Source organism: Paenibacillus wenxiniae, assembly GCF_039822605.1.
Lineage (GTDB): Bacteria > Bacillota > Bacilli > Paenibacillales > Paenibacillaceae > Saccharibacillus > Saccharibacillus wenxiniae.
On record NZ_JBCGUH010000007.1, the window covers coordinates 269,866 to 284,853 of the forward strand.

10 protein-coding genes are annotated in these 14,988 nt (G+C 40.6%); 5 read left to right on the forward strand and 5 right to left on the reverse strand.

Features of this window, described 5'->3' with window-relative positions:
- Positions 1 to 44: 44 nt before the first annotated feature.
- The 3 genes from AAHF22_RS14860 to AAHF22_RS14870 all read right to left on the reverse strand — a co-directional run bounded on the left by AAHF22_RS14860 (position 45) and on the right by AAHF22_RS14870 (position 5,277).
- Complete coding sequence (locus AAHF22_RS14860; protein WP_347325805.1) at positions 45 to 1,631, reverse strand: SAVED domain-containing protein; 1,587 nt, start codon at positions 1,629 to 1,631, stop codon at positions 45 to 47.
- A gap of 18 nt (positions 1,632 to 1,649) precedes the next feature.
- Positions 1,650 to 4,205, reverse strand: coding sequence for a diadenylate cyclase (locus AAHF22_RS14865; protein ID WP_347325806.1), 2,556 nt, complete (start codon positions 4,203 to 4,205; stop codon positions 1,650 to 1,652).
- Positions 4,206 to 4,308: 103 nt separating this feature from the next.
- Positions 4,309 to 5,277: a LacI family DNA-binding transcriptional regulator gene (locus AAHF22_RS14870; protein WP_347325807.1), complete on the reverse strand. Its 969-nt coding sequence runs from the start codon at positions 5,275 to 5,277 to the stop codon at positions 4,309 to 4,311.
- A 295-nt stretch (positions 5,278 to 5,572) separates the two neighbouring features.
- Between AAHF22_RS14870 and AAHF22_RS14875 the strand changes: the two genes are divergently transcribed.
- Positions 5,573 to 7,006, forward strand: a complete 1,434-nt coding sequence (locus AAHF22_RS14875) for a glycoside hydrolase family 1 protein (RefSeq protein WP_347325808.1) — start codon at positions 5,573 to 5,575, stop codon at positions 7,004 to 7,006.
- A 303-nt stretch (positions 7,007 to 7,309) separates the two neighbouring features.
- Here the strand turns inward: AAHF22_RS14875 and AAHF22_RS14880 are convergent, their stop codons facing one another.
- Positions 7,310 to 8,008, reverse strand: coding sequence for a cell wall hydrolase (locus tag AAHF22_RS14880; protein WP_347325809.1), 699 nt, complete (start codon positions 8,006 to 8,008; stop codon positions 7,310 to 7,312).
- A 718-nt stretch (positions 8,009 to 8,726) separates the two neighbouring features.
- Between AAHF22_RS14880 and AAHF22_RS24000 the strand changes: the two genes are divergently transcribed.
- Positions 8,727 to 9,611, forward strand: coding sequence for a helix-turn-helix transcriptional regulator (locus tag AAHF22_RS24000; RefSeq protein WP_503651568.1), 885 nt, complete (start codon positions 8,727 to 8,729; stop codon positions 9,609 to 9,611).
- 165 nt (positions 9,612 to 9,776) lie between these two features.
- On the opposite strand, the gene AAHF22_RS14895 is transcribed toward AAHF22_RS24000, so the two are convergent.
- Positions 9,777 to 10,631, reverse strand: a complete 855-nt coding sequence (locus tag AAHF22_RS14895) for a hypothetical protein (protein WP_347325810.1) — start codon at positions 10,629 to 10,631, stop codon at positions 9,777 to 9,779.
- Positions 10,632 to 11,156: 525 nt separating this feature from the next.
- Here AAHF22_RS14895 and AAHF22_RS14900 point away from each other — a divergent pair.
- The 3 genes from AAHF22_RS14900 (at position 11,157) to AAHF22_RS14910 (ending at position 14,920) form a co-directional block, all read left to right on the forward strand.
- A complete protein-coding gene (locus tag AAHF22_RS14900) occupies positions 11,157 to 11,930 on the forward strand; it encodes an exodeoxyribonuclease III (RefSeq protein WP_347325811.1) in 774 nt (257 codons plus the stop codon).
- A gap of 520 nt (positions 11,931 to 12,450) precedes the next feature.
- Positions 12,451 to 13,797, forward strand: coding sequence for an amino acid permease (locus AAHF22_RS14905; RefSeq protein WP_347325812.1), 1,347 nt, complete (start codon positions 12,451 to 12,453; stop codon positions 13,795 to 13,797).
- 361 nt (positions 13,798 to 14,158) lie between these two features.
- On the forward strand, positions 14,159 to 14,920 hold the full coding sequence (locus AAHF22_RS14910; RefSeq protein ID WP_347325813.1) for a YdcF family protein: 762 nt from the start codon (positions 14,159 to 14,161) through the stop codon (positions 14,918 to 14,920).
- Positions 14,921 to 14,988 lie beyond the last annotated feature (68 nt).

The window sequence follows — 14,988 nt, forward strand, 5'->3', positions numbered from 1 at the left end:
TATTTGTACCAAATAACACGCCTATTGTACCCAACTTGACAAACTCAAATTTTATATGCTTGTATATAGCTTGGATTAGTAAATTCATATACATAAAGTGTGCTCACAACACTTAAAAAATGCCCAATAAATATAGCAAGTCCTAATGGACCATTGATAAATAGATGAATGCTTTGAATTCCTTCTTGTTTAATATCATCTAAAATATTTTTAACCTGAAAAGCATATGCTGCTGCTTGCTGCCCATTTTTCAAACTATTATGCCCAATTGACTGTTCGCGTCCTGAACTAATTTGCGGAGAAATTTGAATAATTCGAAAATGCTCGATAGATTCTGCTTGAATGAAATTGTTGACATTCACTTCAATATTTCCGCTGGCATTAATTATTACGACCACTTGTGTACTATTAAGATTGGAGCCTACTTTTTCAGTTTTATGAACTTTATATGCTGGATCTATTTCATTTGTACTCCAAATCATGTCACCTTGTTCAACTTCGACAATGATACTTCTATTTTTAGCATAATAGTGACCAAGCATAAGCCCTAATGATAAACTCATTTTTCCATAAATGCGGACTTGTTTCTGATTAAAATCAGTAGACTGAATCCATTTAGTTGCATGAGTAGATATCTCATTTCTAATTGTCTGCCATTCTTCTGGTGAAGGCATACGTCTAGGAGAAACTTTAATATCAAAAAATCTTCGAAAATCCATCTCAATATGAGCTTGTTTCTCATATTTTTGCTTATCATATCCGTGTACATATAGTATACTAGATGGATATTTTTGTGCTGTAGCAGTTTGAGACTCAACATAGCATTCAATTTCTTTACCTGTTGTTTGTTGAATACTAAAAGGTACACATTCTTTTATTAGAAAATTATAAATATGACGATAAATGGTAGTATTCGTATCAATCATTTTGGCTATATCAACATGACCTGTATCCACATCCAACACTTTAGCTTCAATGTATAACGGGCTGGATGATTCTGATGCTACCACACGATCTCTAACACCTCGCATCAACACTTGTGAAAATGAATGAACCATATTAGGAGAGAGTGATTTCGCCCCTCCTCTGTATACAAATTTATTCCAATCTCTTTCTAAACTTTTCAAGAAAGGATGTCTTCGCCTCAGCGTATCTATTTGTTTATTCATAATCCATTTAGTAAATGGATGAATGACATTAGCCCAACCAGACCCCTGAAATGGAGTGGCCAAATACAATACACCTTTAACAGCTTTTATACCAAATTCGTCAGAATCCAAATAACGATCAATTATATACTGCTGCGCTATAAGCCCTCCCATACTATGAACAACAAATAGCAATTTATAATCATTTAATCTTGCTTCAATATCGCTATATAACAACTTGGCAATGGTTTTAAAATCGTATTGTAGTGGCTTTAAACCTGTTCGATATTTAAAGCTATAAAATTCAAGTGATTGTAGCTCCTTTTCTTTTGCAAGTCGTTCATATATGGTTTCAGTACTATTTCGAGGACGCCATGTATCTCTATAATCGCCACCCCTGCCATGAATAAAAATGACAGCAATTTTTTTTTGACTATTGTTCGTACTGATCTTTACAAGTTCCGCATGGTCATAATTTCTCATTAGAATAATTGAACTCCCTCATTCATTTTGAAATATCGATTGAAATAACTCATATTGTTTAAGACGATCTTCCTCTTTAGGATGTTCAGCTAATAATCGTTTAGCATGAGTGTTGAGAAACTCTAACATAGTTTCTTCTTTGTCCAGAGTTTCGTCTTTTTTTTCAATGTACATATCTATTACATCAAAGAATAAAGAATGCTCTGTAGCAAAGAGCTGTTCCATTCTCTTCAAAGATTCGTCTTTATAATCAATCATATATGAAAGTCCATAATCCCTTGCTGCCTCTGTAAATTTCTCCATTTCTAAATATTGTATAGCCCGATTATAATATAAAGTACTACTTTGATTGATTTTTAACGCTTGATTATAATCATCTAATGCTTTCTCCTGGTATTCGTCACGTTCGTTACCATTGCTTAAGCCTCCTATACCTGTCAAAGCCAGTGCTCTCAAATTATAATCATTACTAATATATTTATTTTGATTCAAATTATTAATAATCAATTCGGTTTCTTCTAGTAATAAATTGAAATATGTTAATTTTTCTTGCTTTTTATCTGGATTATCTTTAGGATTTCCGACTGAATATGCGTATTTTAATAAAGCACTAGCTTTTTTTCGATGATACGTAGCATCAAATTTTTCTAAACATGAGATTGCCCTATTACAATAATTAATAGCTTCTTTAAAAGACTCTTTTTGATATAAAGCTTTTGCAATATCGAAATAGTTGTTATGCTCTATTGTTGTATATTGCGATAACTGTTTCAACTTTTCAGCATAGCTTTGGAAGTCTGAATCGTTAAGCTCATCTTTTTTTGAAATATCTTCCATCATTATCTTTACTTCTCGAATAACCGTCAATTTATTGACAGGTTCAGGGATTAAATTAACCATTCCATCTTCAGATATGATCGCAATGACACAGGCCTTGTGCTCTTTTTTAAGTTTCGCCATATAGCGATGGGCAGAATGAAACCGAGCACCACGACTGGCATCACCACCATCACCTTCTGCCAATCCATCCAAAATCACACCAATAGCATGGCAAGCACCAGTTGTATCAAAATAGATAGCCCCATCTATTGTTGCCAAATATTTAATAAAGAGAGGGTTTATTTCTTCCGATTGAATCAATGTCGATTGCTTAGACAATTTTTGTAATTCTGATTTAGCTGTAGACGGATCAGTAATAACAATCATAGTACCATTTTGCTGTTCTGTAGCTTTTTGAATCATACTACGCAACTTTTTGGTATGATCATTACCTATACTTTTAAATTGATTCTTCATTATTCGTTCAAATTGCTCAGCATTAAAGCCTTCTATTCCAATCTGAGGATATTTAAAAGAAAGACTAATTAGTGGTTTGGATACAATCCCCAATTTTGTAGTCATCTGAAATATTTTAGCATCTGCCTCATTAATAATTCTCGCATCTTTAGATGAAAGCTTTTCTGTAGAGACAAGCGTCAGATCGTAACGAGACAAGCCTTTAAACTCAACCTTGAATAAAGCTTCGTCTTCCACTTCTAACATACTCCAGTTAATATCCCCTATTCCATAAATAATATTATGATCAGCAATGATGTACATATCTTGTTCATTGTTAGTTAATTCTAATAATTTACGAATGCGACGTGCATCTTCTAACGTGATGGTTTGAGTTTGCTCAAAGTGAATAAGGTAATTAATCAACCCAGGATTAGATAACTGACTTGGTGTTAAAATGAGTAGGCATCCAAAAGGATGTTTACCTTCATATGTTCTTGTTGAAATGCTCTCAATTTTATCGAATAAGGGATTAATATAGTACTGACTTTTTTCTGTTTCAGTAATTTCTTGACTAGAAGACATCATAAAACTCATATCTTTATTCTCAGATATCATATTCTCGACCTTCCCAAAAAAAAGGCGAGCCATTCTTTGCAGAAACTGACTACTATTCTCTCTATATCTCATTTCAATGTTACCGTTATTATCAAGCAAGACTAAATTACTATGCTCATTAATTTTATAATAATCCTGAAAATAATAATCTAATACCATCCTTAAAAAAGCTACTTGAGGTTTATAATTAAATAAGTGATTATTAACGGAGTCTATATTTTTAAGAAGTAAAATATAACGTATATGAAAAGACTTACTGCTAATAGCAATATTCAAATCATTGACATACATAATTGTTTCATACGGGATATGTGTCTTCTCAGACTTAGCAGTAGAAGAAATAGATGAAATGATATTCTCTGTATTTTCTTCTTGTATATATGATTGGAAAATTAGTTGATTATTTATTTCTTCTGCTAAAAATAAGCTTTCATCTATTTTTTTATCATTTGAGATCCCTAACTTTTTCAAAGCATTCGTTAGTGTTTTTTGAGTTTCAATTTTAACTTCATATTTTTCTTCGTTAGTTATACTTTCTTCTATCCAAGCTATATTAAGGGTTTCTCTATTTTCTCCAAATATAATAGAACAAGCCTGCACTTCCACACGGTTATCAAGCTTATTTAAAATTTCATTTAAATTATTATATATAGTATGATTTATATGCTTATATGTCTTCATGAAACGCCTTATTCCCCCCATTTGATTATTTCAAATGAAGTATAGCATACACAAACAGGGTGTAAATACATATTTTTCTTAATTAAATATTAATCTTCTACACTTATGTCGTCTCCCTTGCAATCAGCTCATACTCCAACCGCTTCGGCTCGATATGCTCCTGCCCAAGCACTTCCCATAACCGATAAAAGGCATGCACTGCCTGATCCCCAATCGGATTACGGATTGTGGTGATGCCCAGTGTACGTGACAGCTCACTATCGTCAAAGCCTACAATCGCCAACTGTTCAGGTACTTCTATACCCTGTCGCCGCGCTTCGGACAGCATGCCGATCGCTACATAATCATTGGCGCATAATACAGCCTGTGGTAGCTCTTGCTCAGCCATCCATTGTTGCACGATCTGCTCTCCATTTGCGCTCGTAAATACAGAATAATGATACCAATCGCGTCTCACCGGCAGTCCCTGACTTTCCATAAATTGCTCGTAAGCCTCACGGCGACTCCGTGTATTCAAACTATCTGCACGTCCAAACATATTCGCAATATGTGTATAGCCACGCTTCACAAGATGCTCAAGCGCAAGCGTATACCCCATCCCTTGATCCATTGCAATCGATGGAATCTCATCATTGCCCATCCGTTGCCAGGATACGATTGGTCCATACTGACAATACGTTTTCAGCATTTTGGGATCATTCACACATGTAATGATGACTAGCCCGTCCACTCGCTTACTGCGCAAATCCTCAAAGGCACGTAGCTCACTTGTTTTATCCTCACGTGTCGTATAAATAATCGTCTGAAATCCATAATCCATCGCAATATCGATAAATCGCTCCAGAAAGGCCAGCACAACCTCATTTGTATTCGCCATCACCATACCGATCTGCTTCGTCTGTCCGGTTGATAACGAGACAGCATTACGGTTTGGAATATAATTAAGCTGCTCCATAATCGCAGTAATTTTCGCTCTTGCTTCATCACTCACATGCGGGGAATGATTAATCACGCGCGATACGGTCGCTCTGGAGTAGCCTGATAATTTTATAATTTGATCAAACTTGGACATTGCTCAATCTCCTTTATTGTTGCTATAGCATGTATCGTAAAATCTATCTAAATCATACCGTAGATGGGCTTCATCATACAGTAGAAGGGCATCATTGTGAAACAGATGGGCATTATCTTGCAGTAGATAGGTATCATCGTGCAACAGATAGGCATCGTGAACTGCCGCTACCGATATCATTTTTATTTTATCGCAAAATGAACCTTGACATGTAACCCGTTACAACGATTACGCTTTTGATGTGGTGCTGCTAATTAGTGTAGCACAAAAAAAGATCATGAATGGAGTGCTAAGTATGAGTAACTCTCACAATAACGGATTGAACTTCCCGGATGGTTTCCTATGGGGCGGCGCGATTGCGGCGAACCAGGCAGAAGGCGCATTTGATCAATATGGTAAAGGCTGGTCTACACAGGATGTAGCACCAAAAGGCGTGATGGGACCGATCACTGAAGTACCGACTGAAGACAATATGAAGCTGGTCGGCATCGACTTCTATCATCGCTACAAAGAAGATGTGAAGCTGTTTGCAGAAATGGGCTTCAAAGTGTTCCGTACATCGATCGCCTGGTCGCGTATTTTCCCAAAAGGCGATGAAACTGAACCAAACGAACAAGGTTTGCAATTTTATGATGACCTGTTTGATGAGTGCTTGAAATATGGCATTCAGCCGCTCGTTACCCTTTCTCATTATGAGACACCGCTGCATTTGTCCAAACAATACGATGGTTGGGTGAATCGGAAGCTGATCGGCTTTTATGAGCGTTATGCAGAAACGGTATTCCGTCGCTATAAAGATAAAGTAAAATACTGGCTTACTTTTAACGAGATCAATTCGATTTTGGAAGCACCATTTATGAGCGGTGGTATTTATACACCGAAAGATGAGCTGAGCAAGCAGGATCTGTATCAAGCGATCCACCATGAGCTTGTGGCGAGTGCATCTGCCGTGAAACTCTGTCACGAAATTATTCCGGATGCGCAAATCGGCTGTATGATTCTGAGCATGCCAACGTACCCGCTCACGCCAAACCCGGATGATGTGATTGCCGCTATGCAGGCAGAGCATAAAAATTACTTTTTCGGTGATGTACATGTACGTGGACGCTATCCAGGTTATATGAAGCGCTACTTCCGCGAGCACGGCATCGAGATCAAAATGGAAGCTGGCGATGAAGAAACATTGCTGCACACGGTAGACTTTATCTCGTTCAGCTACTATGTCAGCATTTGCGAAACTGCTGATCCTTCCAAAAAGCAAGCTGGACATGGCAATTTGTTCAGCGGCGTACCTAACCCTCACCTTCAAGCAAGCGAATGGGGCTGGCAGATCGATCCGCAAGGACTGCGTTATGTACTCAATATGTTCTATGATCGCTACCAGAAACCGCTCTTTATCGTAGAAAATGGACTCGGTGCAGTCGATGAACTCGTAACCGGTCCAGATGGCGAAAAAACGGTCGAAGACGACTATCGTATCCAGTATCTAAATGATCATCTGGTACAAGTTGCCGAAGCGGTGGAAGATGGCGTTGAAGTGATGGGCTTCACTTCATGGGGCTGTATTGATGTCGTGAGCGCATCTTCTGCCCAACTGAAAAAACGGTATGGCTATATTTACGTTGATCGTCATGACGATGGATCAGGTACACTGGATCGTTATCGCAAGAAATCGTTCCACTGGTACAAAGACGTGATTAGTACAAACGGTCGTAGCTTGAAGCGTTAATTGTATTTACTTTGACCTCTCTGCTTGCCTGGATACAAATCAGCCACTAGCTGGCTGTACCAAACAAAAAAAGCCTTTCTTCCATTTTACGATGGACGAAAGGCTTTTTCGTTTACCTTCTATTCATTTACGCTTCATTTGTGCTCTATATGATCATTCAATTTACGTTCTATATGATTATTCAATCACATTCGCTATGACCATGTATTTATTATGACCATGTAATGGAAGTCATTACTTTGTGATGACGTTATAATGGAAGTCTTTACAAAGTAATGATAATGATTGATTCGATTGAATGCCTTAATTCGTAAAAATATGTTGTCCCACCGTAATGACAGCTGGACGACGCATACTCCATTCGGAAGTCGCAATGCGTGGGTTGTAATAGTACAGTGAGCCGTTAGTCGGATCTACACCACGCAGCGCTTGTCTGGCTGCCTCATAGGCTGATTTGTTCGGCTTTAAGTAATATTGTCCGTCTGCAACAGCAGTAAATTGTCCAGGCTGCATGACCACACCCCAGATCGAATTAGGAAATTCATTCGATTGTACACGGTTTAGTACCACTGCGCCTACCGCGACCTGTCCTTTAAAAGATTCACCACGTGCTTCACCATAAATAATATGTGCTAGAATATCAATCGAATCCTGGTCAGCACGATATGTGCCTCTGGAGCCATTGCTTGCAGATGCGTTTGCTGTAACGATACCGCTACTGCTCTTCGTACCGAGCTTCGTCAACGTTGCCGGACCAGCTACACCGTCCACACTCAATCCATGATCACGCTGAAATTGTTTAACAGCGTTCGATGTAATACTGCCATAATAACCAGTCGTATTCGCATAAAAATATCCATGATTAGCAAGCTGACGTTGTAATTGCACCACATCGGTGCTGCGCATTCCTTGCGTCAGTAATGCAGCATCTGCTGGAGCTGCCAAAAAAGTAATGCCTACTGCGCAGGCACAGGATGCAATCAAAGCGGGTAGTTTTCTCATCGTTCGGTATAACCTCCATATTCAGTAATAAGTGTGCGGATGGTCTATGTTCTGGATGTGAAGATACGAAATTCGCCGTTAGCGGAACTTGCCTGCTACATTACATGCAATCGTAATCCAAATAGCTTCACTAATCAATTGGAAATCAAAGATGACGATATTGTAACTTTAACAAGCATGTATGGAGTGAATAGATTTTTTTATACATCATAATATAGCATAGTAATATGGATCTATCTCCCTGCCACAGACCTAACATTTCTTGATTTACCAATCATTTCTAAGCTTTATCCGCGATTAAATCGTTCAAACTGGGGCTGTAGTTTCATTTTTCAAGGACGTTTGCATATGCTTCATCCCACGTAATAGTTTCATTTTTGTCATCAACATAAAGCAGTATAGCAGATTTTTTTCCAAAAGCAAAATCAAAGCCAATTTATGTATTCATCATCTATTAACACAAAAAGAGCATCTTGATTCTTATTTTCGTAAAAATAATCAAAATACGTCATACTCACTTTGTTATGCTTTGATTAGTAAAGCCGATTCACATGCCATTATTTACGTATCCTCTTTATACAAATGGAATGGAACGATACACCCGACTGGAAGAGCGTAATAAGCAAGATGGCGATTCGTTATACGCAACATAAGGAGGTGTAACACGCTGAAGCATACTGAACCTATTCAAAATAGTATCGAATATATCGAAACCCATTTGCATGAGCCGCTCAGTTTACAGCATATTGCTGCTCAGGTTGGCTTTGCTCCAAACTATTTTCACCACTTATTCAGTCGTACAGTAGGGTTAGGCATTGCTGATTATATTCGTCAACGTAGATTGTGCCAGTCGGCTTTACTACTCCTATACACAGAACAGGGTATTTTGAATATCGCTTTACATTGTGGCTTTGAAAGTCAGGAAGCCTTCACTCGCGCCTTTAAAAAAGAATACGCTCTGCCACCAGGACGTTATCGTAAGCTATTCAAGCAAGATCACTCTATTTTTTATAACAAAGGAGACTCGATAATGAATATGACTTCCTCTTCTCGATCCGAATCGCCTATTCAAGGTTGGTTTTTAAGCGGAACACCTATGCACCATTATGCTATTGAGCTGGATGGAACACTGGTTCATACGGGACGTCAATCTGCTCATTTGTACACTGTTCATCCAGATCAAAATCAGCCGGTTGCAACTACACCGCATGAGCAGCAATTTGGTACGCTGATGCAACAGTTTCAGGCACAAGCTTATCATAATAAACGCATGCGCTTGTCTGGCTTTGTCAAAACGCGTGCTGTTGTAGAAAGCTGTGGTCTGTGGATGAGAGTCGATGATCGTTATGAAAATGTGCTGCAATTTGATAATATGCACAATCGTCTGCTTACTGGCGATTGCGACTGGAATCATTATGCGATTGTATTGGATATTCCACTTGAAAGTACAACGATTGCCTTTGGCGTGATGCTAATCGGTCAAGGCGATGTATGGATCGACAGCTTACGTTTTGAAGAGGTAGGTCGTGATGTACCACTCACCCATCTCGATCCCCAAGCTGATTTACCCGATGCACCGCAAAACCTTGATTTTGAGCAGTAAAGATGGTCATGCACGTTTGTTGATGCTAATGCACGCTGATTACTACACGCTCATTAATAAATGGTGTAGTTGTATTGTACATGTCTGCCATAGTATCGTTTATTATCAACACATCATCCGATCAGACTAGAGCTTTCCAGATCATCAGACTATAAGCTTTCCAGATCACGATTGATCTGTCATCAGCTCAGCACGGCTAGCTACAGTCTGAATCGTCTTGTTGATCTGCTGCTCCCAGTGAAGGATGTTCTGACGTGATGTTTGGATCTGACCGAGCTGTTTATAGACAACTGTCAAATGAACAAGTGCAGCCACAGCATTGCCCTGACGTACAGCAGCATGATAACTTTTACGCGCTGCTGTGCGTACTTTCCATGCGGAAGTGATCGCTTTATTTTCAGAAGTGATCTGTTTTTTGAGCGTTTGTACCGGTTGAAGTAGATTTCGGAGCTGCTGTTTACGAACGGTGCTCGCTTGGCGTGCGGCTGCCAGCTCTGTGCGCTTGTTTTGGAGTTCGGTACGTGCAGCTACAAACTGTGCTTGGATGCGATTACGCTCAAGCAATAACGATTGTACAAGACGATCGTTCTTTTGCTTACGCGCATTCGCAATTTGTTTTCCGAGATCAGCATAATGTTGGAGCAACGGCGCATGTTGGTTTTCCAATTGCTTTAATGTTGCCTTCATCGTAGCCAGGCGAGTGGTATCCAGCTTGCGGATACGTTCTTGAACAGCTTTTAAAGCGGCATTATTTTGCTCACGCAGCGCACGAATTTGGACATTTTGCAGCTCTAGTACACGTTCAAGAGCTGTAATGCTATCGTACAACGTATCGATATTGCTTATGGCTGAATTGGAGCTGGCAGCTTGAGCGGAGTGCAGCGGCATATAGGTTAGTAGCATAACGATACATACACTCGTTAAAATCAGCTTATGTAGCGAACCAATGGCAGCAGTTAAGTGCACTTTATCCGATTTAGCTTTATTGAATTTAGATTTATTGAATTTAGTTTCATCCAATCGGTCTGTAGCCCTTCTACTTGTTACTATATCTAAATCATTCATTTGCAATATGATGAATGAAATGAGGCGATGTGAAATGAAATTATGGGTTTGAATAGCTACACATTCCTGCCTACATTCGACCTCCTCTCTCCTTGTATTATTTTTCATAGTATGATCTCGTTTCACTGCAATAAGCGATCGCTGCTTCACTGCCATAACTTCTATTCTCCCTTCCATAGGATGATGAATATTGCATAAATACGGGCGCATATACGACAAAAAAGCACCTCCAGAATCGGCATCATACCGTTTCTGCGAGGTGCTTCTCCCGCTTCATATTGCATTTGATTTCACTATAACCGACACTTCCATCATTGTCAATGAAATAAGATCATACGTTCCCTTCACATTAACATTCATACATCCTTCATTCCGACTGTCCATCAACTATGTTACAATGGGCAAATTGGTCTAACCCCGCTCAGTCTGTATCTGAAATGCAGGCAGCAAATTGTACAGATAAGGGAGAGTATATGATAGATGAAGCTTGTATCATGGAATGTAAACGGCCTGCGTGCCGCTGTCAAAAAAGGATTTAACGATTATTTTATCGCGGTGAATGCGGATATTGTCTGCTTGCAAGAAACCAAACTGCAAGCTGGACAGATTGAACTGGATCATGGGGATGCCTATTCGCCATACTGGAATTATGCAGTGAAAAAAGGCTATTCCGGTACAGCCGTCTTCACTCGGATTGCTCCACTTTCCGTGCGCTATGGGATGGAGGAAGATTATGAAGAAGAAGGACGCATGTTAACGCTGGAATTCCAGCACTTTTATCTGGTTAATGTGTATACACCTAATGCTCGCCGCGATCTGCTGCGCCTGCCGTATCGCCTTGAATGGGAAGATCGGTTCCGCCATTATGTGATGCAGCTTGATCAGCTTAAACCTGTTATTATTTGCGGTGACCTGAATGTCGCGCATCAGGAAATTGATCTGAAAAATGCACGCTCTAATATCGGCAACTCCGGCTTCACCGATGAGGAACGCGCCAAAATGACTTTGCTGCTACAATCCGGTTTTATTGATACATTCCGCTACTTTTATTCGGATCGTACAGATATGTACAGCTGGTGGTCGTATATGGCGAAGGTGCGCGAACGTAATATTGGCTGGCGTATCGACTATTTCCTTGCGTCCCAACGATTAGCCCCCTGTTTGCTTGATGCCGGGATTGATGTTGCTATTATGGGTAGCGATCATTGTCCGGTCTGGTTGGAGCTGGATGAACATAAGCTGGCACAGCTGTAGGCAATACGGATTCGCAGTCAAATAGAAAAATCATTTTGCTGTAGATCGGGTTTGTTCATAAGATATTCGGTAATCATTTTTAAAACTAAAGCTTACAGGAATATATGAGCAATATATGAGTAATATGATATATAAGTGATATATAAAATGCATGCAGAGCAGAACGGTTGTCTATCAACCAGTCTGCTCTTTTTTCAGTAATTAGTTGGCAATGTAACAGTTACCTAGAAACAAGGTAGTGTAACTATAAGCGACTTTTTAATATCATTTCAATAAATTGTGTTCTTACAAAAAAATTATTTTACCGATTCCATCGATTTTCATAATATACCGGAGTCTATTACCTTGTTCTTTCACACCACCAAATAAATCGCATAACAACGTATTTTATACGTATTTCAACATGATCATTAAAAATACTATTTCATTCAGTGTTAGAAAAACCGATAATCAGGTAAGATAGTAATACTGGATTGGTTTAAAGCATTACTATTGTAGTTTGATTAAGGAGGAGTTTAGTTTGAAGGCAACCCCAGAAGCATCATTACAAAAACGACTCCTGCCGCGTCACATTACGTTTATGGCGATGGGTGGAGTGATTGGAACCGGCATTTTTAAAGGCAGTTCCGACACGATTGGTCTTGCAGGGCCTGGCGTTATTTTCACGTATATTTTCGCTGGTTTACTGCTGCTGGTCGTGATGGGCGCGATTGCTGAGATGGCAACCGTGTATCCAAACCGCAATATGAAAGACTTTATCTCGCTTGCCTTTGGTCAGCGTCTGGCGTTTATTGTCGGATGGTTGTATTGCTTTATGTGGCTGGCGGTATGTGTGATTGAAGTTATCGCTGCCGGAAGCTTTTTGCAGTTCTGGTTTGCCGACACTCCACTCTGGGTGCTCAGTCTGGCAAGTGCGATCTTCGTTCTACTCGTTAATCTACTGAGCGTAGGGCGACTGGGCGAGCTGGAATTTTGGCTTGCCGGTATCAAAATTGCGATGATCATTGTGTTTATTATCCTTGGTGCCTGCCTGCTGTTTGGCATTCTTCCAAGTAATGATACACCGTATTTGAGCAACTTTACGGCACATGGCGGCTTTTTGCCAAATGGCTGGATGGCGATTGTCTCTGCTTTGCTGGTCGTGATGTTTTCGTATGGCGGTTCAGAGCTGATCGGTTTAACGCTTAACGAAACACCAGATGCGGCTAAAGTATTGCCACGCATCGTAAAAAGCTTTATTTTGCGAATTGTGCTGTTCTACACTCTGCCAATTCTGATCATTTGCGGACTCATTCCGTGGAATCAGCTGAGCGGACAGGACAGCCCGTTTGTGCAAGTATTGACAGCGACCGGTTTGAAAGGTGCAGCTCATATTATGAACTTTATCCTCGTTACAGCGGTACTGTCGGCAGCAAACTCCGGCATTTACGGCGCAACACGGATGCTGCACTCGATGGCCATTAATAATGAAGCACCTGCGATGCTGTCGCGCACCAACAACCGTGGTGTACCGATCAACAGTCTTGTGCTGTGTGCTGTCGTACTGCTAATTGGCGCATGGCTCGCCTATGTTGCCCAGGATCAAGTGTTTAGTATTCTAATCGCTGTTCCTGGCTTTGTCGTACTGCTCGTCTGGATTAGTATCTGTCTGTCCCAGCTTAAGCTACGCCGCAACTATCCGGTTCAGCCGCAGTTCCGTATCTGGGGCTATCCATACATCTCTGGACTAACTGCACTGACGCTGGCAGTTATTGCTGTACTGTTCCTGTTTGATGCAAGTAACCGGATTAGTATTGGGGCATGTATTGCTTTTCTGATCGTGCTGTTTATTAGCGCGCTGTTTAAATTCCGTAAAAAAGAAGCTTAATCTGGGCGCTTCAATGCACCAGCTTGATGTTGATAAAACAGCCTGTTCCCGATCATGGTGGGACAGGCTGTTTTTGTGTATACGCGCTGGTTTTGTGTGCATACGTCCTGGAGTTTAAGCTGTTTTATCGAAGTTTGTATGAGAGTGTTTTGTAGGATCGTTTGGTAGGAAGATTTGATTGCCATTGTGCATACCGCATGAGGGTTGTTTCTGTGCCACTGGTAGGAGCTTGTGGAGCTAGTACGGCTGCTAGTAAGGCATGTGCGCTGAATCTCTTCCCTTTGTCCGCATTTATTGTACAATGAGAGGCAGACCGAATGATTCAGCTCAACCATTGATTAAAGGCGGTGCAATTACGTTCATGCTATATATCATTAAATTTCTCTACAGCTTTCTGCTACCACCCGGATTGTTCATCCTGCTTCTGCTAGCAGTCTCGCTCTGGCTATGGATGAAGCGTCAGCCACGTCAGACATTTGTTTTATTTATGATTAATCTCCTGTTGTACGCCAGTATGACACCGTTCGTATCCGACGCACTAATTGGCAGTCTGGAGCATAAATATATGCCGCCAGCTACTATACAAAACGATGTGATCGTCGTACTCGGCGGTGGGGCTACAAGCGGCACACCGGATATCGATGGTGAAGGCAATTTGTCCGGTGCAGCGGGGAATCGTTTAATTACAGCTATGCGACTTTATCGTCACACCGGACTGCCCATTATTTTCTCCGGTGGACAGGTGTTTGCCGATAGTGGCAATGAAGCGAATATTGCCCGGCGCCAGCTGATCGGTATGGGTGTCGCTCCACAGGATGTATACGCTGAAAATCGTTCGCTTAATACAGCGCAAAATGCCGACAATACAGCGCAGCTATTGAAACAACACGGCTGGAGCAAACCGCTGCTGATCACATCTGCTTTTCATATGCCACGCTCGGTAATGGAGTTTCATCGTGCAGGTATGAATGTGCAGCCTTATCCAACCGATTACTGGGTGAGCCAGCCCGGTTCTCTGTATGCTGGTAAATTCTCACCGTCTGGCAGTGCAATCAGCTCCACGGGAACCGCCTGTAAGGAATACATAGGCATGCTCGCCATCTGGGTGAAGTCGCTTGTATAAGCTTGTATTGTTTCGTCTTTTCCCTGTATGACAAAAAACGCCCTGCCAGGCAGCTTGTGTTCCAGTTC

Excerpts from the sequence above, each read along its gene's own strand:
- AAHF22_RS14860 (WP_347325805.1), bottom strand. The coding sequence starts at position 1,631 with ATGAGAAATTATGACCATGCGGAACTTGTAAAGATCAGTACGAACAAT.
- AAHF22_RS14865 (WP_347325806.1), bottom strand. The coding sequence starts at position 4,205 with ATGAAGACATATAAGCATATAAATCATACTATATATAATAATTTAAAT.
- AAHF22_RS14870 (WP_347325807.1), bottom strand. The coding sequence starts at position 5,277 with ATGTCCAAGTTTGATCAAATTATAAAATTATCAGGCTACTCCAGAGCG.
- AAHF22_RS14875 (WP_347325808.1), top strand. The coding sequence starts at position 5,573 with ATGAGTAACTCTCACAATAACGGATTGAACTTCCCGGATGGTTTCCTA.
- AAHF22_RS14880 (WP_347325809.1), bottom strand. The coding sequence starts at position 8,008 with ATGAGAAAACTACCCGCTTTGATTGCATCCTGTGCCTGCGCAGTAGGC.
- AAHF22_RS14900 (WP_347325811.1), top strand. The coding sequence starts at position 11,157 with ATGAAGCTTGTATCATGGAATGTAAACGGCCTGCGTGCCGCTGTCAAA.
- AAHF22_RS14910 (WP_347325813.1), top strand. The coding sequence starts at position 14,159 with ATGCTATATATCATTAAATTTCTCTACAGCTTTCTGCTACCACCCGGA.